At 63.7% G+C, this 21,562-nt stretch carries 23 protein-coding genes; 14 read left to right on the top strand and 9 right to left on the bottom strand.

All coding sequences use genetic code 11. From position 1 onward, the window contains the following. Positions 1 to 33 precede the first annotated feature (33 nt). Positions 34 to 861: a shikimate dehydrogenase gene (locus IM701_RS11325; RefSeq protein WP_193826998.1), complete on the top strand. Its 828-nt coding sequence runs from the start codon at positions 34 to 36 to the stop codon at positions 859 to 861. Positions 862 to 893: 32 nt separating this feature from the next. Here IM701_RS11325 and IM701_RS11320 read toward each other — a convergent pair whose 3' ends face one another. From IM701_RS11320 to IM701_RS11305, 4 genes are read right to left on the bottom strand one after another with little or no spacing between them, the layout of a single operon-like run. Then, positions 894 to 2,780: an asparagine synthase-related protein gene (locus IM701_RS11320; protein ID WP_193826997.1), complete on the bottom strand. Its 1,887-nt coding sequence runs from the start codon at positions 2,778 to 2,780 to the stop codon at positions 894 to 896. Positions 2,781 to 2,784: 4 nt separating this feature from the next. Beyond that, positions 2,785 to 3,051 (bottom strand): PqqD family peptide modification chaperone, encoded by a 267-nt coding sequence (locus IM701_RS11315; protein WP_193826996.1) that lies wholly within the window; start codon positions 3,049 to 3,051, stop codon positions 2,785 to 2,787. A gap of 47 nt (positions 3,052 to 3,098) precedes the next feature. Next, positions 3,099 to 3,929, bottom strand: a complete 831-nt coding sequence (locus tag IM701_RS11310) for a sulfotransferase domain-containing protein (protein WP_193826995.1) — start codon at positions 3,927 to 3,929, stop codon at positions 3,099 to 3,101. A 5-nt stretch (positions 3,930 to 3,934) separates the two neighbouring features. Then, positions 3,935 to 4,819 (bottom strand): hypothetical protein, encoded by an 885-nt coding sequence (locus tag IM701_RS11305; RefSeq protein WP_193826994.1) that lies wholly within the window; start codon positions 4,817 to 4,819, stop codon positions 3,935 to 3,937. 192 nt (positions 4,820 to 5,011) lie between these two features. On the opposite strand from IM701_RS11305, the gene IM701_RS11300 reads away from it, so the two are divergent. Both IM701_RS11300 and IM701_RS11295 read left to right on the top strand, forming a co-directional pair. Next, positions 5,012 to 5,176, top strand: a complete 165-nt coding sequence (locus tag IM701_RS11300) for a hypothetical protein (RefSeq protein WP_193826993.1) — start codon at positions 5,012 to 5,014, stop codon at positions 5,174 to 5,176. A 393-nt stretch (positions 5,177 to 5,569) separates the two neighbouring features. Further along, on the top strand, positions 5,570 to 6,922 hold the full coding sequence (locus tag IM701_RS11295) for a lasso peptide biosynthesis B2 protein (RefSeq protein WP_193826992.1): 1,353 nt from the start codon (positions 5,570 to 5,572) through the stop codon (positions 6,920 to 6,922). 45 nt (positions 6,923 to 6,967) lie between these two features. Here IM701_RS11295 and rnhA read toward each other — a convergent pair whose 3' ends face one another. The 3 genes from rnhA to ispH are packed head-to-tail and all read right to left on the bottom strand — an operon-like array spanning position 6,968 to position 9,348. After that, positions 6,968 to 7,399 carry a ribonuclease HI gene (gene rnhA, locus IM701_RS11290; protein WP_039334207.1) on the bottom strand — a complete coding sequence of 144 codons (432 nt, stop codon included), beginning with the start codon at positions 7,397 to 7,399 and terminating at the stop codon, positions 6,968 to 6,970. Beyond that, positions 7,396 to 8,367: a homoserine kinase gene (thrB, locus tag IM701_RS11285; protein WP_193826991.1), complete on the bottom strand. Its 972-nt coding sequence runs from the start codon at positions 8,365 to 8,367 to the stop codon at positions 7,396 to 7,398. The genes rnhA and thrB overlap by 4 nt, the downstream gene beginning before the upstream one ends. Before the next feature lie 12 nt (positions 8,368 to 8,379). Further along, complete coding sequence (gene ispH, locus IM701_RS11280) at positions 8,380 to 9,348, bottom strand: 4-hydroxy-3-methylbut-2-enyl diphosphate reductase (RefSeq protein WP_039334202.1); 969 nt, start codon at positions 9,346 to 9,348, stop codon at positions 8,380 to 8,382. A gap of 135 nt (positions 9,349 to 9,483) precedes the next feature. On the opposite strand from ispH, the gene IM701_RS11275 reads away from it, so the two are divergent. From IM701_RS11275 to tatC, 9 genes are all read left to right on the top strand, one after another. Then, complete coding sequence (locus tag IM701_RS11275; RefSeq protein WP_039334200.1) at positions 9,484 to 10,146, top strand: hypothetical protein; 663 nt, start codon at positions 9,484 to 9,486, stop codon at positions 10,144 to 10,146. A gap of 131 nt (positions 10,147 to 10,277) precedes the next feature. After that, on the top strand, positions 10,278 to 12,026 hold the full coding sequence (gene argS, locus IM701_RS11270; RefSeq protein ID WP_193826990.1) for an arginine--tRNA ligase: 1,749 nt from the start codon (positions 10,278 to 10,280) through the stop codon (positions 12,024 to 12,026). A gap of 37 nt (positions 12,027 to 12,063) precedes the next feature. Then, entirely contained in the window at positions 12,064 to 12,828 is a 765-nt protein-coding gene (locus IM701_RS11265; RefSeq protein ID WP_193826989.1) for an SPOR domain-containing protein, read from the top strand. A 92-nt stretch (positions 12,829 to 12,920) separates the two neighbouring features. Beyond that, entirely contained in the window at positions 12,921 to 13,937 is a 1,017-nt protein-coding gene (nagZ, locus tag IM701_RS11260) for a beta-N-acetylhexosaminidase (protein ID WP_062347766.1), read from the top strand. Next, positions 13,937 to 14,734, top strand: a complete 798-nt coding sequence (locus IM701_RS11255; protein ID WP_039334193.1) for a ScpA family protein — start codon at positions 13,937 to 13,939, stop codon at positions 14,732 to 14,734. Before nagZ ends, IM701_RS11255 begins: the two co-directional genes overlap by 1 nt. Then, positions 14,731 to 15,342, top strand: a complete 612-nt coding sequence (scpB, locus tag IM701_RS11250; protein ID WP_062347763.1) for an SMC-Scp complex subunit ScpB — start codon at positions 14,731 to 14,733, stop codon at positions 15,340 to 15,342. Before IM701_RS11255 ends, scpB begins: the two co-directional genes overlap by 4 nt. Positions 15,343 to 15,408: 66 nt before the next feature. Continuing rightward, positions 15,409 to 15,648: a twin-arginine translocase TatA/TatE family subunit gene (locus tag IM701_RS11245; RefSeq protein ID WP_039334189.1), complete on the top strand. Its 240-nt coding sequence runs from the start codon at positions 15,409 to 15,411 to the stop codon at positions 15,646 to 15,648. 27 nt (positions 15,649 to 15,675) lie between these two features. Further along, entirely contained in the window at positions 15,676 to 16,086 is a 411-nt protein-coding gene (gene tatB, locus IM701_RS11240; protein ID WP_039334187.1) for a Sec-independent protein translocase protein TatB, read from the top strand. Continuing rightward, entirely contained in the window at positions 16,083 to 16,901 is an 819-nt protein-coding gene (gene tatC / locus IM701_RS11235) for a twin-arginine translocase subunit TatC (protein WP_039334185.1), read from the top strand. The genes tatB and tatC overlap by 4 nt, the downstream gene beginning before the upstream one ends. Positions 16,902 to 17,052: 151 nt before the next feature. On the opposite strand, the gene IM701_RS11230 is transcribed toward tatC, so the two are convergent. Next, complete coding sequence (locus tag IM701_RS11230) at positions 17,053 to 18,741, bottom strand: amidohydrolase (RefSeq protein WP_193826988.1); 1,689 nt, start codon at positions 18,739 to 18,741, stop codon at positions 17,053 to 17,055. After that, on the bottom strand, positions 18,738 to 19,670 hold the full coding sequence (locus IM701_RS11225) for an NAD(P)-dependent oxidoreductase (RefSeq protein ID WP_052242354.1): 933 nt from the start codon (positions 19,668 to 19,670) through the stop codon (positions 18,738 to 18,740). The genes IM701_RS11230 and IM701_RS11225 overlap by 4 nt, the downstream gene beginning before the upstream one ends. Before the next feature lie 95 nt (positions 19,671 to 19,765). Here IM701_RS11225 and IM701_RS11220 point away from each other — a divergent pair, with 95 nt between their 5' ends. Further along, positions 19,766 to 20,152, top strand: a complete 387-nt coding sequence (locus IM701_RS11220) for a hypothetical protein (RefSeq protein WP_052242334.1) — start codon at positions 19,766 to 19,768, stop codon at positions 20,150 to 20,152. A 37-nt stretch (positions 20,153 to 20,189) separates the two neighbouring features. Continuing rightward, positions 20,190 to 21,440 carry a threonine ammonia-lyase gene (locus tag IM701_RS11215; RefSeq protein ID WP_039334181.1) on the top strand — a complete coding sequence of 417 codons (1,251 nt, stop codon included), beginning with the start codon at positions 20,190 to 20,192 and terminating at the stop codon, positions 21,438 to 21,440. The last annotated feature ends 122 nt before the right edge of the window (positions 21,441 to 21,562 follow it).

Raw genomic sequence — 21,562 nt, 5'->3', positions numbered from 1 at the left:
CCCGTGGTGCCGGGACGCTTTTCGAAGGCACAAATGATCCTATCCGGCCTTCTTGGACGTTCGATCCTCGCCTCGCGCTCGCCCGAGTTGCACGAGAAGGAAGCGCAGGCGCAGGGTATCGCCTTGCGTTACGACCTTTATGATTTTTCCGCGCGAGGCTGGGCCGACAGTGATCTTCCACTGGTCCTGAAGCGCCTGCTGGACCAGGGCTACAGCGGCTTCAACGTGACCTATCCGTTCAAGCAGGCCGTGGTATCGCTGCTTGATGAACTCGACGAGACCGCGCTCTCCGTGGGCGCAGTCAACACCGTATCCATCCGCGATGGCAAGCTGTGCGGCTTCAATACCGACATGGCCGGCTTCCGGGACTCCATTGCCGAAGGATTGCCGGGCGTCGCCTTGAACAATGTGGTCCAGCTCGGTGCAGGAGGGGCGGGGGCTGCCGTCGCCAATGCCCTGCTCTCGCTGGGGGTCGGCACGCTGCAACTGGTCGATGTGGACGAGAACCGCGCAAGGCTCCTGGCAGACGATCTTGCTGCGCGTTTCACCAATGCCCGGATCATCGCCCTTACTCCCGATGCGGTCGAGATGGCGGTTGCTGACGGTATCGTCAACGCCACGCCGATCGGCATGAACGGCAAACCCGGTATGCCGATTGCCGAAGATGCCGTCGAAGCGCGGCACTGGGTCGCCGATATCATCTACTTCCCGCCCGAAACGGAACTGCTTTGCCTTGCCAGGCAGCGCGGGTGTCGCACGATCAATGGTATCGGCATGGTCATCGGACAGGCGGCCCGCGCATTCGAAATCATCACTGGCCGCGTTGCAGACAGAAGCAGAATGGCGTCCAGCCTTGCGTAGTACAAAAGCTGCAGGACACGAGCTCGGCCAGGCTAGACCGATGGAATGCTCATCTCGGGCCGGAAACCAAGTCGGTGGGCAGCAATGAGGCACTCCACGGCCATCAATGGCAACCAGGGCGGCGTGTCCCTGTCCAGCGCTGCACGACCCAGCTGTGAAATATCATCCAGCCTTGCTGCATCGGGTAAAAGCCGGAGCCCGGCGCCGATCGCGTCCAGATCGAAGATCGTCGACTGTCCATCGACAGAGGCGCGCAGCAGATCAAGCGACAGCAGCAGTTTCTCTTTCAGCTCTGCGTAGCCCATGAAGCGCTCGTCGAATAATCCGACCTTGACCTGCGCCAAGCGGACTTCGTCGGGCAGGATGCCCTCCATGGCGGTGCGGAAGGGTTGTCGACTGTACCCGTCGTGCACGAAGTGATGCAGCGGCAAAGACAACATGAAGTCCACGACCGTTCGATCAAGCATCGGAAAGGTTACCGCCAGTCCATGGCGGGCAGCCATTATCGAGAAGTAGGTGCAACGCGATGGGATATGATGATCCGCAAAGGCCGTGACTCGCTCCCTTGGCGTATTCGCCTGGAGAATCGGCTGCATGCTTCTGTCGAGGATTTCGCTCCTGAATGCGGGTTTCACGAAGCGGAGAATGCCTGAAGCTGCATCCATCGGTGAACGGGATGGTCCGCGACGCGTCATCGGAAGCTTGGCAAGCAGGGGTTTCAGAAGGCGAGCGCGGATCGTGGCTTTCAGCGATTTGCCATCGGTCCTGGCGCGCGACCGGAGTTCCCGGGCGAGAGTTCGCATATCCCCCTTCAGGAACAGGGCAGCGTAAAGGTTGGCGCCGTTGTAGGTCGCTCCTTCGTCGCCACCGACGCCGCTGAGGACCCGATCTGCGCCGGCTTTGGCCGCCAGCGCCATCATCTGATCGTCATGCCCGCCGATCACACCGCCCGGCCAGTCCGTATCCTCCGGCTGGCCGGGCATATGCAGGCAATCGTGGACCACGTGGTGTTCAACGTCCGGATATTGCTTCAGGAGAGCTTCGATCAAGGGGCGCTCATCGAGTTGCGCTGGGCCGATCGGCTTGAGTGTTGTCATGCTTAACGCGATGACGCCCGCGCCGCGCCCGCGCGCGGCCTTGGCTGCCAGCGCCGTTATCGCCGAACTGTCGAGCCCTCCGCTGAGGTGGCAGGCGACGGGCTTGTCCGTTGGCAGACGCCGCCGAACGGCTTCGTCGAGCAGCGTTTTCAGCTTTCGGGCGGCAGCGTCCCGGGTTCCTGTCCATTTGCCGACGGCGCTTTCATCCGGGCGGTATGCCCGATGAATCTGCGGAGCTTGGTCCTCGACACTGAACCGCAGGCTGTGACCGGCAGGGAGATAGGCGATTTCGGCAAAGCCACTGTCGCTGCCCCGAAAGAATGACTGGCGCAGTCTGATTGCATGGGCAGGCTGGTCCGGAATCGCGGATGCCACACCGGCTTTGTGAAGACCTTTCGGCAGGCTGGCGAACGCGAACCAGCGTCCCGCGCGCAGAGTCCAGGCCAAGGGCCTTGCCCCGATGAAATCGCGGGCCAGCCAGAGGACGTTTTGCTTCTGCTCCCACATCGCCACGGCGAAGTCGCCATTGATGCGATCGGGAAAGTCCGCGCCATGCGTGGCAAGGCTGGTCAGAAAGATCTGCTCCGGACAATCCGAGAAGACATCCAGTCGCACATCTGCCGCTACGATCCACGCCTCCTTCTCGACCGGACGCGCGCCTTCATGCGAGAAATCCAGGATGGCCATGCTCAGGCGACCATGTGTCTGGCGGCTGACGGCGGGGGACAGCCCCTCGGGAATCATCGCCTCAATCATGCCGTCGAGCATTTGCTCTGGCGGGCAGGCATCATCCAGGCGCACAATACCGCAGATCAGTTTCACGCCGTTACACCACTTCCAGCATCCCGCGCTCCCTCAGTTCGCGGAGAAATGCTATCACCTGATCCCGGCAATCGGCAGCCGGCACATCATACTCGGCCTCAAGCGTTGCAACGATATCGTCTTCGTCGATAGGCTGTGCGAGGAGTTCCCAGATCCGCGAGGCCACCTCGTTCAATTCGTGGTAGCGCCCAGCCTGCACATTGAGCAGCAAGGTGGAGTTCTCCTGAGCCGAGCCCAACATGCCCCGCGCGCGCTGAACCAATTTTCCCATCTGTAACTCCCTTGGAATGTACGGCCGATCAGACGTGCGGCCTGCGATCAGACATGGTGCACCTGGGAATAGCCCCACTGTTCCATCACCGGCCCAAATGCGTCTTCGATCCTGCGGATCTGACCAGGGGTCAGCGCCTGGCGCCATTCCCCGGCCTTGCCCGACCGGAAAAAGCGCTCTTGCTGCGGCAGGCTTTCGCGAAAGCCGTGCGTTGCCTCCTGGCGCTGCAGTTCTCTAAGAGACGAATGGTCGATCGCTCGATCCACTTCCGCAGAACTGGCGGTGCCATTCAACCACCCGATGATTCTGGTAAATTCGGCTTTGGTGTCCTGCCGCAGATCCTCATATCGCACGACCTGAACCGGAATTTCCTCTTGCGTGGTCCAGCCCGTCACATGCGAAGCCCAGTCCCCCAAGGCGTAGCGCAACTGCATCGGTCCGTCTGAGTGGGCCGTCGCATCGAGCATCTGTGCAATGGCTGCATCGATCGAAATGCCGGCGTGATGCGAAAGCGAGATCGCGACATCGCGGGGATCGCGGACAAGGTACAGGCCGCGGCTTCCTGGCAGTCCGGTTACTTCGGTATCAAACCTGTCATGGGTCTTGCAGATGAAAGGTGTTCCAAGACGCCTTGCGACGAACGCGCCTTGCATCGCGCGAAGTTTCGCCAGCTCTGCCGAATAGAGGCTGTCCGGTTCCACCAGAAGCTCGTCGCAGAACCGCCAGCGGCTTATCAGCAGTTCTTCCTCGGACAGCCGGTTGATGTTGCAAGGTTGTTCGCTGCCAGTCAGCAAGTTGGCAAACAGGACGCGCATCCAGGTGTTGCCGGACTTGGGATAGGATGCGAGCCAGATCAGTCCGGCCGGTAGGGTCGCCACGGTCGCTACGCCACGCTCGGACTTTGCCAGTGCTTCATCAATGCTGCAGTCGTCTCGTCCAGACGCTCCAGGTCGCGAGGCCTGCTCAGGTGATAGACTCCGATCCCGGCTGCAAGCGCGCCGATGCGGCCCGCCAGCCCGCTCTGGTTGGCATAGGAAAGCGCGATCTGACGCCGGTATGATTGCCGCAGGAGAGCTTGAGCCGCATTCAGGGGTGTCATCCGGGTTATGGCAGGAGCCTGTCCCGGATCGGAAGCTGTCAACATGTAGATTGCCCCGATCGGCACGGCTCCGCCTTGGTCCGCTGTCGTCGGCGGAGCAACGTGAAACTTCTCGACGAGGTGTCGTACGCGAGGGCCTGTCGAGCTCCCCAGTGCCAGGCGTTCAATGCTGTCAGCGTACAGGCGGAGCGCCCGTCCATCGCGCTCCACCATCGCCGGCCCTTGGTCTGGCTGGATGATGGCACACATGTCATCGGACAGAAAATCGCATCCGGCGCGGCATAAAGCCGCTGAAAGAGTGGGTTTGCCGGCGCCGCTCGGCCCGCAGAAGAGGTAGGCGCGACCTTCGTGAACCACTGACGAGGCATGAAGCAGCAACCCACCGCGCTGGTACAGAATGGCCGAAAGGCCCGTCCCGGTCGCGAATATCAGCACATCCTCGACCGGCATGTCCGGCGCTGGGCAGATGCTGATGCGGTTACCGTCCGTAGCCATGAAGCGGCCGGTATCCGGCAGGTTCAGCAGGAAGCTGTTCCGGTTGATTTCCCAGTTGGCGCCGCTGTGCAGGATGTCTTCAAGGTGCTCGGGGACATCCTCGACATGCATTGTCACATCCGCCTCGGCTACCTCGACGGCCCCCGTATCCGCTCGCATCGGCAAAGCGATCATGGATCGGACATTCAGTCCTGACATTCGATAGGTATACGGTGGGGGACCAACAGGCTCGATCATGCTGAACTATCGCCGACAAGCAGACATATGCAAGTCGCAATGCAGATTAAAAATCCAAAACAATCATTGATCTAATCACATTATTTCTGCACTGCTATGCGTTGCGTGAAAGAGTTTGGAGGTCTCCTTATGCCTAACCAAAAGTTAACGATCGAAGCTGGTGCAGAAGTTCAGGCCCCCGCTCGCAAGGCTTGGCAGTCACCGCGCATCGAAGATGCAGACATCAGCGCACTGACCGCGGGCGGCGGCACTTCGGGCATCGAAGGTACGCCGTTCCTCAAGACAGGTTCCTGAAGTCGAGCCATCACTGATGGGGCGTGTGCGCTGGGTATCCTCAGCACCCGGAAAGCCGCGTCCCTACAGAGTCCTCAAGGGATGAGTGTCTGGCGAAGCCTCCCTTTTGACGGGCTTGGCTGGGGACGTTGCGCCGATCGTGACGTCGGTCGATGTCGCCAGTGGGCGTCGGCCAGGTGGTACGGCAGGTTTCCGGTTGTTCTGCGTCCCGTTCTGTTCTGCGCAAATCGCATTGCCTGGCCCATTGCGGCTTTGGTTCGGGCAGCACGCTTTGCGCGTTTGCGAAGGCTGGAACTTCGCGCATTCCTTTCGCTTTACCGGGATTGCCTTCTCACAGGCGCCGACCCTGTCGACGCTTTTGTGTGGCGGCGGCTGTATCGTCGCGCTCCCCTCATGTCGGCACGCTCCGCAGCATTGCTGGTGCGAGAACTTGGCTCTCCCGACGGACAGGCGCTTCTTTCAGACAAGCGGGCGCTGGCCGAGCGCCTGAAAGCGGCCGGCGTGTGTGTGCCGGGTACGCACACGGTACGCAATCCGCTGTGCATCGAAGAACTGGCGCGCGTCATCGGGCCGACCGGGCTGGTCCTCAAACCCCGTTATGGTTCTGGCGGTCGCAACGTATCGGCGATCACCCGAAGCGGCGATCGTTGGCAGATCGATGGCCTCGATGTCGATGCAGGCAGGTTGAGTGAACACCTGACGCAATTGAGCGCAGGGCACGAGTTGATTGTGCAGGACCGGCTGGTGTCCGCTGATGGCCTCGCCGATCTGTCATGGCGCGGCCGCGCGCCAGTCCTGCGTCTGGCAACGTCGCGCATACCCGCTGGCCCGCCGCAGTTGGACTCTGCCTTGCTGATACTGCCTCGCCCCGGGTTCAAGCCTCGGAACTTCCTGAACGGCCAGATTTACGCCCCGATCGATCCGGACACCGGCATTGCCAAAGGCGGAGTCGTGCTCGAAAGCCCCGACACGATGCTGGATTTCCGGAAGGTGGATGGACCTCGCATCTCGGGCAGGAGGGTCCCGTTCTTTGCCGAAGCGGTTCGGGACGCGCTTCTCGCGATGTCGACTGTTCCTGCCGTTCCCGCGATTCATTGGGATATCGTCCTGACACCGATGGGACCAGTATTTCTGGAAGGCAATGGCAACGGGAACTGGATCATCGCAAATCTGGTCGGTCGATATGGGGCGCAGGTCAGGCCGCTCGCTGCAACGCTCGATCGATGGCTGGAAACGGCGGCGCCAGTACGCCGCCGATCTGCTCTCGCAATACTGCGGGATAAATGGGAAAGGACAGGCAAGCCTGTCCGCGCATCAGGCCTGGTGCTCGAAGCCGTTCTTTGTCTTGCCCTTGCCCGCCTGATCTTGATGGTCATGCCGTTTCGCAAGGTGGCGGAACACCTCGGCGACCTTGTAGCACCGGACGACCCTCGCGCCATCGCGGCAGCTTCTGTGGCACCCTCGGCGAATGCAGACACCGCAGCCCGGATCGGGCGAACGCTTGAAACCGTTGCCCGATGGGTGCCGTTCCGGGCGGTCTGCCTTCAGCAGGCACTGGCGGGCCACGCCATGCTCCGTCGCCGGCATATTCCGTCGGTCCTGCATCTGGGCTCAGGCCGGGACACGGACCGGAAGTTCATGGCTCATGCCTGGCTCGAGGCGGCGGGCCTCCCCGTGACGGGCTACCCTCCAGCGCCTCAGATCCGTGAAGTCGGATGCTTCATTCCGGCAACGGCCTGTCGATAGCAAGTCTGCGTATGCTGCCAGCCGCCTTGGCGGCGACAGCCGCCGTCAGGCCGCCACTGCCGCGTCGCTTGCCAGCTTGTCGACCCGCTCGTTCTCGGGGTGGCCGTCGTGGCCCTTGACCCAGACCCATTCGACCTTGTGCGGACGCACGGCTTCCACCAGCGCGCGCCACAGGTCTTCGTTCTTGACCGGCTTGTTGTCGGCCGTCTTCCAGCCCTTCTTCTGCCAGCCGAACACCCACTTGGTGATGCCGTCGAGCACGTATTTGCTGTCCGTATGGAGCGTCACCCGGCACGGCTGCTTCAAGGCCTGCAGCGCCATGATCGCGCCCATCAGCTCCATGCGGTTGTTGGTCGTCTCCTTTTCAGAGCCAGCCATTTCCTTCTCGTGCTCGCCCATGCGCAGAAGCGCACCCCAGCCACCCTTGCCGGGATTGCCCTTGCACGCGCCGTCGGTGAAGATCTCGACGTGCTTCACGCGAATACCCCCGGGTTCGCCGCATAGAACTGCAAGCGCCGGGCGAATGCCATCGGGTCCTTGCGCACCACCAGCGCGTCGGCGGGTGTATTGAGCCAGTCGTAGGCGCGGCTCGAAGTGAAGCGCATTGCCGCCCCTTGCGCCAGCAGGGGCAGGGCAGCCCGCTCCTTCGCCGACAGTGGCCGTACCGCCTCGTACCCATCGAGCAGTGCTGCCGAGAGCTCGGTGCTGAAGTTCCGGCCCGTCGCGTCGAAGCACCACGCCGCATGCGTCACCGCGACGTCGTAGGCCATCAGGTCGTTGCAGGCGAAATAGAAGTCGATCAGCCCGGTAACCTTGTCGCCCAGCATCAGCACGTTGTCGGGAAACAGGTCGGCGTGGATGACCGCACACGGCAGGTCCTGCGGCCAGCCTGCAGCGATCTTCGGCATGTGTTCGGCAACCAGCCCGGCCAGTTCGGGATCGATCGCGGCCAGCCCTTCGGGTCCGCAGGCGTCGAACAGCCGCTGCCATTCGGCGAGGCCCATCCCGTTCTCACGCGTGCCGGCAAAGTCCGCCGACGCCTGATGCATCTGCGCCAGCGCAGCACCTACCGCTCGGGCCTGTCCCACCGTCGGTTCGCTCACCGAAACGCCGGGGAGGAATTCAATCAGCGCCAGCGCCTTTTCGCCCCGCCTGCGGAACAGCGCCCCCTCGCGATCGTGGATGGTGCGCGGCACCGGGCAGCCCTTTGCAGCCAGGTGATCGAGCAGCGAGAGGAAGTAGGGCAGGTCCTCCAGCTCGATGCGGAACTCGTACATCGTCAGGATGAAGCGCGCACCGCTGCCATCCCGGCCCGTCGTTTCCAGCAACCAGTTGGAGTTCGAGACGCCCTCGGCGATGCCCTTGGCCGAGACCAGTGCGCCCACGTCGAATTCGTTGACAAGCGCGGCCATCTCTTCCGCGCCGATCTGGGTATAGACCGCCATGTTGCTTGCGCCTTAGTCGAGCAGCTGGCGCGGCAGCTTGAACACCATCTTTTCCTCGGCGGTGGTCACCGTCTCTTCCGAGATGGGGCGCAGCTCTCCGATCTTCGCCACCACTTCCCGCACCAGCACTTCGGGCGCGGAGGCCCCCGCGGTGAGCCCCAGCGTGTTCACGCCTTCTAGCCATTCGGGATCGATCTCGTTCGCGCGCTGGATCAGGCGCGAACGCGTGCCCATGCGCTCGGCCACCTCGACCAGACGCAGCGAATTGGAGCTGTTCGGCGCACCGATTACCAGCAGCAGGTCGCATTCCCCGGCAATGGCCTTGACCGCTTCCTGCCGGTTCGAAGTGGCATAGCAGATATCTTCGGCCTTTGGCCCGGCGATCTGCGGGAACTTCGCACGCAGCGCCGCCACGATTTCGGCAGTATCGTCCACCGAAAGGGTCGTCTGCGTCAGGAACGCAAGCGGCGCGTCGGCCGGGAATGACAGCTTGGCGACGTCATCCACGGTCTCGACCAGCGAGATCGAACCTTCGGGGACCTGGCCCATCGTGCCGATCACTTCGGGATGACCCTTGTGGCCGACGAACAGGATGTGGCGCCCGGCCTCGACCTGGCGCTCGGCTTGGCGGTGGACCTTGGACACGAGTGGGCAAGTGGCATCGAGCCAGTCGAGCCCGCGCGCGGTCGCATCCTGCGGCACGACCTTGGGCACGCCATGCGCCGAGAACACCACCGGCGCGCCATCCGGGACCTGATCCAGTTCCTCCACGAAGATCGCGCCCTTGGCCTTCAGGCCGTCCACGACGAAGCGGTTATGCACGATCTCGTGCCGGACATAGACCGGCGCGCCATAGCGCTGCAGCGCGCGTTCGACGATCTCTATCGCCCGGTCGACCCCGGCGCAGAAGCCGCGCGGAGCAGCAATGAGAAGGCGTAATGGAGCCGTTTCGGCAGCGACGTCTGGCAAGCTGGCGTTCATCCTGCGGCCCTTAGCAGCAAGCGCGGCGTACCGCCATTGCCGAAAGCGGCTGCGGTGGGTAGAGGTGGCCGAAATGTTGGCCGGAGTTCGGTTTCCGGTCGATCAGACGCTGCAAGTATCGAGGATCGAGTGCCCATGAACGCAAGTGCCCGCCGTATCGCAATTCTGGGCGCCCCGCTCGTGGCAGCCCTCGCGCTTTCGGCCTGCGGCGGCAAGAAGGGCGAGCTTGTCGTTGATGACGCGGTGGGCGTCACGGCGCTGCGCGATCCGTGTCCGCGCGTGGGCATCCCTGATTACACCGGCGACGTCACCGTTTTCAGCGATCCGTCTCGCACCGATTCGGCGGCGATCGATATCGAGGCGACGATCACCAACCTGCGCGCACAGTGCACCGACGGTTCGAAGCTGCACTCTGTCGCCAGCTTCGACGTGCTGGCCCGCCGGTCGAGCAAGGTCGGCGCACGCCGCGTCGAACTGCCCTATTTCTCCACTGTCGTGCGCGGCGGTAACATCGTCGTGGCCAAGCGCGTGGGCAAGGTCGTGATCGATTTCGCCGACGGGCAGGATCGCGCCACGGGTCGGGCGCAGGCCGGAGCCGATGTGGACAAGGCCGAGGCATCGCTTCCGGAAGACATCGTCAAGCGCATCTCGCGCAAGCGGCGCGCGGGCGACGAAGACGCAGCAGTCGATCCGCTTTCGCAGCCCGATGTCAAGGCAGCTCTCTCCAAGGCCAACTTCGAACTGCTCGTCGGCTTCCAGCTGACCGACGCGCAGCTCCAGTACAACGTCCGCAAGTAAGTCTCCAACTCTCGGGGGCAGAGGGGCAACTCACCTGCAACTCTCGCAGGCAGAGCGGCAACTCGCCGGAGTGAAGGGCAGGTAGATCGATGCCCTTTCGCTTTGTCCGTGATTGGGCTAACCGCCCGCCCATGACTGACGCCCGGATCAACCTCCACGCCGACTTCGCCTCGGTAATCGACACCGCGCTGACTGCGCTCGAAGCCGCAGGAACCCTCCCTGCCGGTCTGAACCGAGGCGCGGTGACGTGCGAGCCGCCCCGCGATCCTTCGCATGGCGATCTGGCGACCAACGCGGCGATGGTGCTGGCCAAGCCCGCGGGCACCAATCCGCGCGCGCTGGCGACTGCGCTGGTGGCCGAACTTGAAAAGGAGCCGCGCGTCGTTTCGGCCGAGATTGCCGGGCCCGGCTTCATCAACCTGCGGCTGACCGACGATGCCTGGCGCGGTGAACTTGCGCTGATTGCGTCGGCGGGGGCGGACTATGGCCGCTCGAACATGGGCGGCGGCAAGATCGTCAACGTCGAGTACGTCTCGGCCAATCCGACCGGGCCGATGCACATGGGCCACTGCCGTGGAGCGGTGGTCGGCGATGCGCTGGCGGACCTGCTCGTGTTCAGCGGGCACAAGGTTATCAAGGAATACTACGTCAACGATGCAGGGGCACAAGTCGATGTCCTCGCCCGCTCGGTGCACATGCGCTACCGCGAGGCGCTGGGCGAAAGCATCGAAATCCCCGAAGGCCTCTACCCCGGCGACTATCTCGTTCCCGTGGGCAAGGCGCTCGCGGACGAGTTCGGCGACAAGTACGTCGGTGCGCCCGAAGCTGACTGGCTGATCCTCTTCCGCACCCGCGCCGTTGCCGCGATGATGGACATGATCCGCGCCGATCTTGCCACGCTCGGCATTCACCATGACCTTTTCTCATCCGAAGCGGAGCTTCAGGCTTCGGGCAAGGTGGACGCGGCCGAACAGTGGCTGCGCGCCCACGATCTTGTCTATGATGGCCTGCTCGAAGCGCCCAAGGGCAAGACGCCGGAAGACTGGGAACCGGTTGAGCTGCCGCTGTTCCGTTCGACAAAGTTCGGCGACGATCAGGATCGTCCGATCAAGAAGTCGAACGGCGCCTGGACCTACTTCGGCGCAGACCTCGCCTACCACTTCCAGAAGGCGCAGTCGGCCGATGCCCTCGTGGATATCTGGGGCGCTGACCATGCTGGCACCGTCAAGCGGATCAAGGCCGCGGTTGCCGCGCTGACCAGCGCGGAGGGTGGTGAGCCCAAGCCGTTCGAGGTCAAGCTGGTGCAGATGGTGCAGTTGATGAAGGGCGGCCAGCCCTTCAAGATGTCCAAGCGTTCCGGCAACTTCGTCACGCTGGCCGATGTCGTCGAGATGGTCGGCAAGGACGTGGTGCGCTTCACCATGCTCACACGCAAGCCCGACGCGCAGATGGACTTCGATTTCGACAAGGTGGTCGAAGCCAGCAAGGACAACCCGGTGTTCTACGTGCAGTACGCCCACGCGCGCATCTGCAGGAACATTCGCAAGGGCGCCGACGAAGGCTTTGCCCCGTCAGGGGAAAATCTCTCGCTGCTGGGCGAGGAGGAGCTGGCACTGGTCAAGCTCGCCGCGCAATTCCCACGCACGGTCGAAGCCGCTGCCGTGGCGCGTGAGCCGCACCGCATCGCCTTCTTCCTCCACGATCTCGCCTCGGCGTTCCACTCCTACTACAATCTCGGCAACGACCGGCCCGAGAAGCGCTTCATTGTGGCACAAGACTCCGCAATGACTGCAGCCCGCCTTTTCCTCGCCCAACAAATCGGGCAGGTAATTCGTAACGGTCTTGCGCTATTGGGCGTTGAGGCAGCGCAAGAACTTTGACGTCAATCGGGGCAGGGCACTCATGAACGGGTCTGGCATGAACGGGGAAAACAGGCAGAATTCGTGGGACGAAGAGCCGGGCAAGCCGTTTGACGTCGCTGCCGAGATGGCGGAACCCGCAGGGGACCGGCTTGCGCTCGGCGACGAGGAACGCCTGCCCTGGCTCGAAAGCGCTGACGATATCGATGGTGAGGACGAAGATAGCGGCAATGGCCGTCTGATCGGCTTTGCCGTGATGGGCCTTGTCGTGCTTGCGGCGCTGGTTGGCGGGATCTGGTACGCCAGCAACCGCACGGCAGGGCCTGCCGGGGCCGACGGGAGCCTGATCGAGGCAAGTCGCGAACCCTACAAGGTCGCGCCAAAGGATCCCGGCGGGAAGACTTTCGAAGGCACCGGGGATTCCAGCTTCAAGGTCAGCGAAGGGGAAAAGCCTGTCGCCAACCTTGCCGGTTCCGCCTCGCCAACCCCGGCGCCAGCCCCTGCAGCTGCCCTGTCGCCAACACCTTCGGCCAAGCCGAGCGCCGGCGCGACCTCTGCGCCGAAGCCGAACCAGGCCGCTGCGACCGGCGGTGTCGGCGTGCAGGTCGGCGCCTTCTCGTCCAATGCAGCGGCGGAAGCGGGCTGGCAGAAGCTCATTGCCAACCATGAAGCCTTGAAGGGCCTCTCGCACCGCGTGATCGAGGGCAAGGCCGATATCGGCACTGTCTACCGCCTTCAGGCGGTGGCGGGTGATCTGGCTTCGGCCAACGCGCTCTGTTCACGGTTGCAGGCCAATGGCCTGAAGTGCCAGGTGAAGCGCTGACCTGATCCGGCATGGGCGAGGGGGCTTGTTTTCCCCCGCCTTCGCCGCACAGCCCCTTGCCAAGCACGCGCCTTTTCGCGCACCTCCAAGCCATGTTGCCTGCAATTTTCGGGCTTTCCGGCCTAACCCTGACTGAAGACGAACGCGCCTTTTTCCGCGACGCGGATCCGGCGGGGTACATCCTGTTCGGGCGCAACGTCGAAAGTCGCGCGCAGGTGCGTGCGTTGACCGACGAATTGCGGGCATTGCATGGGCGGGACCGCACCTTCATCTGCATCGATCAGGAAGGCGGGCGCGTCGCGCGGATGAAACCCCCGGTCTGGGCGGCCTACCCGCCGGGCGAACGCTTTGACCGGCTTTACGACGTGGCGCCCGCCAGCGCGATCGAGGCGGCACGGGCCAACGCCCATGCGCTGGGGCTCGATCTGGCAGAAGTGGGCATCAGCGTGGACTGCCTTCCGCTGCTCGACGTGCGCCAGCCCGGGGCGCATGACGTTATCGGCGACCGTGCGTTGGGGGCCGAGCCGATGCGCGTTGCCGCGCTTGGCCGGGCCACGCTCGACGGACTGGCGCGGGCAGGCGTTGCAGGCGTGGTCAAGCATATGCCCGGCCATGGTCGGTCGATGGTCGACAGCCACAAGGAAACTCCGGTTGTTACGGCGAGTGCCGAGGAGCTGGAACTGGACCTCGCGCCGTTCCGCGCGCTGAAGGATGCGCCGATCGCGATGACCGGACATTTGCGCTTCACCGCGTGGGATGCCGAGAACCCGGCAACGCTTTCGCCTTATGTGATCGAAACGGTGATCCGCCAGGCCATCGGCTTTGACGGCCTGCTGCTGACCGATGATCTCGATATGCAGGCACTTGGTGGGACTGTCCCCGAACGGGCGGTCCGCGCGCAGGCCGCCGGATGCGATCTTGCCCTCAATTGCTGGGCGAAGATGGACGACATGATCGGCATTGCTGAAGGTCTCACGCCGATGAGTGCGACGACGGCGGAGCGGCTGGAGCGCGCCCTGCGGGGCACGGCGGCGTTCGATGGACCTGCCGACATTTCGGCCCAGGCCGAACTCCTCGCCACGCGCGACCGGCTGCTGGAACTTGCGTGATGACAGGCGATGTCGTTCCTGCGCTGTTTGACGGAGATGAGGCGTGGGACGGCATTGCCACTGCACCAACCGGCGATGCGGCGCTCTATCTAGAGCTTGATGGCTGGGAGGGACCGCTTGACCTGCTGCTGGAACTGGCGCGGCGGCAGAAGGTTGACCTGCGCACCATCTCGATCCTTGAGCTGGTCGCCCAGTATCTCGACTACATCGATCGTGCCAAGGCGCTGAAGCTGGAGCTTGCGGCCGATTATCTGGTGATGGCGGCGTGGCTGGCCTATCTCAAGTCATTGCTGCTGCTGCCGCGCGATCCCGAAGTGCAGCCGAGTCCTGAAGAACTGGCGCTCAAGCTGCAATTGCGGCTGCAGCGGCTGGGCGCGATGCGCGAGGCAGGCGCGCGGCTTATGGGGCGGGACCGCACCGGCCGCGACGTGTTCCTGCGCGGGCGCCCTGAAGGCCTTCGCGTTGACCGCAAGGCGCTGTGGAAGTCCGATCTGTTCTCGTTGATCCAGGCCTATGGGGCGATCAAGCTGCGCAGCCAACCGGTCGTCCATATGGTACGCGAGCGTGCCGTCGTGACGTTGGATGCAGCTCTGGCACGGGTCTCGCAAATGCTGGGCATCGCGGTGGAATGGACCGATCTGCGGGCGTTTCTCCCGCTGGATGCCGATCCGGCGTTGCGCAAGTCTGCATTGGCTTCAAGCTTCCTGGCCGCGCTTGAGCTGGCCAAGCAGGGTCGTGCCGAACTTGCGCAGGACGAGGCATTCGGGCCGGTCATGCTGAGGGCTTCGCGGGCATGACGGAGCGGGCGGGCGATCTCGAGCGTGCGGTGGAGGCTACGCTGTTTGCCGCAGAGCAGCCGCTGACCGCGCTGGAAATCTCGGCGCATCTGGGCGGAGCAGCGGTGGACGATACGCTGGTGTCGCTCACGCAGGCCTATGCGGAAAGAGGGATCAATCTCGTCGAACGAGGCGGACGCTGGCACTTCCAGACGGCGGCCGATCTTGCCCATCTGTTGCGGCGCGAGAAGGAAGAGCCACGCCGCCTGTCGCGCGCGGCGACCGAGGCCTTGGCGATCGTTGCCTACCATGAACCCGTCAGCCGCGCCGAGATCGAGGCGATTCGCGGAGTGCAGACGGCCAAGGGCACGCTGGACGTGCTGCTGGAAGCGGGCTGGATTCGCATTGCCGGGCGTCGCGAAGTGCCGGGCAGGCCGACGATCTATGCGACGACCCCTGAATTTCTCACGCATTTCGGCCTGGCTTCGCGGCGCGACCTGCCGGGAATCGAGGAATTGCGCGCTGCGGGGCTGCTCGACCCGGTCGAAGAGGCGTTTGCCGTCTTGACGGGGGGCGAGGATGGGGACACGGGGGCGATTGATCCGTCAGGCGGGGAAGACGCCGACTGACGCGACGGAAAAACTGGCATGTGGGGCGCGCGGTCCCTATCTAGGGAACGCAAAGGAGTTAGTGACATGGGTGGTCTTTCCCTTCCGCACCTGATCGTGCTTGCGCTGGTCGTGCTGATCCTGTTCGGCCGTGGTCGCATTTCCGAAATGATGGGCGATTTCGGCAAGGGCATCAAAAGCTTCAAGCAGGGCATGAACGACGAGGACAACAAGCCGGTCACGCCGCCGCCTGCGCAGATCCAGCAGCAGCAGGTGCCGCCTCCGGCACCGGCGCCTGCGCCGACCTCGACCGATCAGGCTCAGTAAGCTGCTGTAAGACAAGGCGACAGGGCCGTGTTCGACATCGGCGCGTCCGAACTTCTGGTGCTGGTCATCGTGGCAATCGTCGTGATCGGCCCGAAGGACCTGCCTATGGCACTGCGCACCGCAGGGCGGTGGGTGGCGAAGATGCGTCGCGTTTCCAACCACTTCAAGTCGGGCATCGAAACCATGATCCGCGAGGCGGAAATGGAGGAGATGGAGCGCAAGTGGAAGGAACAGAACGAGCGGATCATGCGCGAGACTGCGGCTCAGGAAGCCGCCGCCGAAGCGCAAGGCCAGACCGTGGCTGCCGCAGAGGACCAGAACGATCCGTTCCCGAACCCGCTGCCTTCGGATGCGCCACCCTCTGCCGCAGATCCGGTGATGATCGGGCCGATGCCGCCTGAGGAAAAGACCGCCAGACCGGAAGCTCCGCTGCCATGATCTCGGACATCGACGAGACGCAGGCCCCGCTGCTCGACCACCTGCTGGAGTTGCGCACGCGCCTGCTGCGCTGTGTCTATGCGCTGGCGATTGCCTTTGCCGTCAGCTTCTACTTTGCTGACCAGATCTTTGCGCTGCTGGCGCAGCCGCTGGTCCATGCCTTTCCGCCGGGGCAGGGCAAGCTGATCTATACCAAGCTTTACGAAGCCTTCTTCGTGGAACTGAAGGTTTCCATGTTCGCGGCGTTCTTCGTCAGCTTTCCGGTGATCGCCAACCAGCTCTGGGCGTTCGTCGCGCCGGGGCTCTATGCGCGTGAGAAGCGCGCGTTCCTGCCTTTCCTGTTCGCGACACCGGTGCTGTTCACCGCAGGTGCGAGCCTTGCCTACTTCGTGGTGATGCCGACAGCGTTCAAATGGTTCCTCGGGTTCGAGGGTAACAAGGGCGGCCTGCAGTTGGAGGCACTGCCGGGAACGGGCGATTACCTCAGTCTGGTCATGCAGTTCATCCTCGCCTTCGGGATCAGTTTCCTGCTGCCTGTGCTGCTGATGTTGCTGAATCGCGCGGGGATCGTCAGCCGCGACCAGCTGGTCAAGGCGCGGCGCTATGCGATCGTGGTGATCTTTGCCGTGGCGACGGTGGCGACGCCGCCTGACGTCGTTTCGCAGCTGATGCTGGCGATTCCGCTGCTGATCCTGTTCGAGGGAACGCTGCTGCTCATGCGCTTCACCGAAAAAGCCGATGCAAAGCGCAAGGCTGAGGAAGAAGCCGAAGCCGCTGCACTTGCGGCTGGCGAGACGCCACCCCTTCTTCCGTAAAAGGAAACGGGGGCACACAGGCCCCCGTTTCGGTACTTATAAGTCAGAGCCTCGCAAAGCTCGCGAAACCTCAGGTGAGAGGGCGGGTTCCGCGACGCAGCCGTTGGGCAGCATCCGGAAAGAGCGCCCCCAAGCCTTCCGCGTCGCCACCCTAACGCTTTGAAGGCGTTTCGGTTTCCACCCCTTTTTCGGCGGACCAGACCTTGCCCCCGCCAATCCACGTTTCCAGGACTTTCGTCTCCCTGAGCTGTGCAGGATTTGCGGTGAGTGGACCGGTGTCGACCAGCACGAAGTCTGCCCTAAGACCGGGCGCAAGGCGGCCGAACCGGCTTTCGGCAAATCCGGCATAGGCAGCATCGACAGTATAGGCCGCCAGTGCTTCGGCGGGCGTCACGCGCTCCTGCGGCTGCCAGCCACCCGCGGGCTGATCGTCCGGTCCCTTGCGACTGACAGCAGCGGCAATCCCCGACCAGGGGTCGGCCACTTCGACCGGAGCGTCGGACCCGAAGGCAAGACGCACGCCAGCGGACTTGAGCGATTTCCAGGGATAGGCGCCGGCAAGGCGGTCCGGACCGAGCCTCGCTTCGGCCATCACGCGGTCAGAAGTCTGGTGTATCGGCTGCATCGAGGCGATGGCACCGCTCGCCGCGAAACGGGCGATGTCGTTCGGATCGACGATCTGGGCATGTTCGATGCGCCAGCGGCGATCGCCCTTGTAGGTCTCGGAAAGGTCGGCGATTGCGCCGATGACGGTGGCATTGGCCTGATCGCCGATAGCGTGGATCGCGACCTGGAAGTTGTCCATCGCCGCGCGGCTCATCAGGTTGCCGAGCTGGGTCTGGTTAAGTTGCGGGAGCCCGCGCGTGGCAGGCGCATCGGCATAGGGCGCTTTCAGCCAGGCACCGCGCGATCCCAGGGCGCCATCGACGTAGAGCTTTACGCCGTTGAGCCGGAGCCGGTCTTGATAAAGCCAAGGCGAGGGGCCGGGGCCGCCGATGAGAACCATCTGCTCGGTGCCGCGGGCATAGGCCATGATGCGGACATAGAGCTTGTTGGCATCGCCGGCGCGGCGATAGGCCTGCCAGTCCTCGATTGCGGTGCCCATGTCGGCCACGGCGGTGACACCCCGCTTGAACAGGATCTGCTGGGCATTGGCGAGCGCGAGATCGCGGTCTTCGGGGCGAGGCGCCGGGACCTTGCTGCCGACGAGCTCCATTGCGGCATCGACCAGCACGCCTTGCGGGCTGCCATCGGGGGTGCGTTCGACCTTGCCGCCTGCCGGGTCCTTGGTCGAAGACGAGACCCCTGCAGCCTTGAGGGCTGCGCTGTTGGCCCAGCCGGCGTGGCCGTCAACCCGCTCCAGCCAGACCGGGCGGCCACCAGTGACCGCGTCGAGTTCGGCAGCGGTGGGGAAGCGGCCGAGTTTCCAAGCTTCCTGATTCCAGCCTCGCCCGATGATCCACGGACGGTCCGGGTGCTCGGCGCTGAACTTGGCGATGCGGTTCAGCGCATCGGCAAGCGAGGTAGTGCCGGATAGATCGAGGCTCAAGGCGGCGAAGCCGATGTCCATCACGTGAACGTGCGCATCGATCATACCCGGGAGCATGACGCGGCCCTTGCCATCGATGTGGTACTGGTAATCCTTGCGCGGTTTAGGCTTCTTTTCGCCGGTATGGATCACGCGCTTGACGACGCCCGCGCTGTCGAACAGCAGGCCGGTGAATTGCTCCACCTGGCCATTGGCGCCGATTGTCGTGCCGCGCACATTGTCGACCAGGGTATCTGCATAGGCGGCTGGAGCGGTGGCGAGAAGCAGTGCAGCGAGGGTGAAGCGCTTCATGCCTTCTTCGCCCGGCGCGGCAGGCGACGGATAAGCGCCGAGGTATCTTCACGCCCATGGCCCATGGCCTGCACGTCGACATAGAACTGATCGACCAAGGCCGTAACCGGCACGCTCGCGCCAAGGTTTCGTGCCTCGTCCATGGCCAGGCCGAGATCCTTGCGCATCCAGTCGACCGCGAAGCCGAAGTCGAATTCGTCCTTGGCCATGGTGTGGAAACGGTTGTCCATCTGCCAGGACTGCGCAGCTCCTCCCGAGATCGCCTCGAAGACCTTGTCGAGATCGAGATGGGCGATCTGGGCAAAGCGGATCGCTTCAGACAGCCCGGCCAGCGTGCCGGCAATGCACATCTGGTTGGCCATCTTCGCGGTTTGCCCGGCACCGGACTTGCCGACATGGACGACGCGTTTGGCATAGGCAGCAAGGATCGGGCGCGCGGCATCGACAGCCTTGGCGCTGCCGCCGCACATGATGGCAAGGGTGCCAGCTTCCGCGCCTGATTGGCCGCCGGTCACGGGGGCGTCGACGCAGAGCAGCTCCTTGTCGCGGCCCTCGACCGCGATCTGCCGGGCGATGCGGGCCGATACCGTGGTGTGATCGATGTAAAGCGCGCCGCGCTTCAGCGTCGAGAACACGCCGTTAGGGCTGAGCACGACATCGGCAAGATCGTCGTCGTTGCCGACGCAAGTGATGACGGCATCGGCTCCGTCAGCGGCTTCGGCAGGGCTGGTGGCGATGCGGACGGAAATACCGGGATTGGCCGCCGCCCAGGCTTCGGCACGCGCCGTGGTGCGGTTGTAGATCGTGAGAGTGTGTCCCGCCTTGCCGAGATGCCGCGCCATCGCGCCGCCCATTACGCCAAGGCCAAGGAAGGAAACGTTTGCGGGGGCAGCTGCTGGCCCGGTCGATGCTGGTGTCTGGTCGCTCATGATGCGCATTCATATCCGGTTTGCTGCCGAGTGCCAGTAGCTCCGTGCCAGTAGCCGCTTGCCTGCAGAACAGGGGCAAAGCATAGCGGTTAGCGATGCAGCGCTTGATCGACCTTACCTCCCGCGTCGCACGGTTTGCGTTCTGGCCGGCTTTCGCATTTGCGCTCATCATGGCTGTCCTGCCCAAGCCTCCGAGCCTGCCGATCGACAGTCTGGGCGACAAGTTTGCGCACATGCTGGCGTTCTTCACGCTCTCGCTGCTTGCTGGCGTCGGCTGGCCGAGGGCATCGTTGCTGCGTGCTGCGTTGTGGCTTTCAGTTGTCGGGGCTGGCATCGAAGTGGTGCAACTGATCCCGTTCCTCCACCGCGACTCGGACTGGCGTGACTGGGTGGCGGATAGCGCGGCCATACTCGTGGCGATGGTTCCGGTGACCGGTTTTCGCTGGTTCGCTGTCTCCCGCGCCGAATCCGGTAAAGCTTGAGGTTTTCTTGGGGGCCGCTTTCCGTTAGGGCGCGGCCATGGAAAACGTAGCGCTCAAGCCCGCCATGCAGGGAGATTCCCTGCTGACCCTCGCCGATGTTCGTGCCGCGGCGGAGCGTATTTCGGGTCAGGTTGTGCGGACGCCCACGCTTTACAGCAAGACGCTCAGCAACATCACCGGGGCCGACATCTGGCTCAAGTTCGAGAACCTGCAGTTCACTGCCGCCTACAAGGAGCGCGGCGCGCTCAATGCGCTGCTGCAGCTGACCGAGGAGCAGCGGTCGCGCGGGGTGATCGCGGCGTCGGCCGGGAACCATGCCCAAGGCCTGAGCTATCATGGCACGCGGCTGGGAATGCCCGTTACCATCGTGATGCCGCGCACGACGCCGACAGTGAAGGTGATGCAGACCGAATCCGTGGGGGGCAAGGTCGTTCTCGAGGGCGAAACCTTCGATGAAGCCTATGCACATGCGCGCAAGCTCGAAGGCGAACTGGGCCTGACCTTCGTCCACCCGTTCGATGATCCGCGCGTGGCAGCCGGGCAGGGCACTGTCGCGCTCGAAATGCTGGAAGACGCGCCGGAGATCGAGACGCTGGTGGTTCCGATCGGCGGCGGTGGCTTGCTGTCGGGCATGGGCACCGCTGCGCGCGGCATAAAGCCGGGCATCGGGCTTGTCGGCGTTCAGGCGCAACTGTTCCCGTCGATGTATGCCAAGCTCAAGCATCTCGATCTGCCTTGCGGTGGCGATACGCTGGCTGAAGGCATTGCCGTGAAGGAGCCGGGCGAGTTTACCTCGAAGGTTCTCGCCAACATCGTCGATGATGTCGTGCTGGTCAGCGAAGCCGCTCTGGAGAGTGCGGTTGCGGTGCTGCTGCAGATCGAGAAGACTGTTGTCGAAGGTGCGGGCGCAGCAGGGCTGGCCGCCGTGATGACACACAAGAAGCGGTTTGCCGGGCGCAAGGTCGGCATCGTGCTGTGCGGCGGCAATATCGATACGCGCCTGCTGGCCAATGTGCTCCTGCGCGATCTGGCCCGCTCGGGCCGGCTTGGCCGCCTGCGCATCACGTTGCAGGATCGCCCAGGCGCACTGTTCAAGGTGGTCGAGGAGTTCAACCGGCACCAGGTCAACATCCTCGAAGTCTGGCACCAGCGCATCTTCACCTCGCTTCCCGCCAAGGGGCTGACGGCTGAGATCGAGTGCGAGGCGCGGGACCGTGAGCAGATCGACAGGCTGGTCGCAGGGCTGCGTGCCAAGGGCTACGATCTGGAGCAGGTTGAGCTGGGCTGATACAGCCAAGCCGCCTCGCTCGGCGTTAACCTTCGGGGCGAGGACTGTCCTGCGAAGGGACTCGTGCCGTCGGCCATGGCCAAATCGCCATTCCGGTCAGGAAATGGCGCGAATTTGTGCAT

Source organism: Novosphingobium sp. ES2-1 (assembly GCF_015169775.1).
In the GTDB taxonomy this organism is placed as follows: domain Bacteria; phylum Pseudomonadota; class Alphaproteobacteria; order Sphingomonadales; family Sphingomonadaceae; genus Novosphingobium; species Novosphingobium subterraneum.
This window is presented reverse-complemented; position numbering and strand designations above follow the sequence as displayed.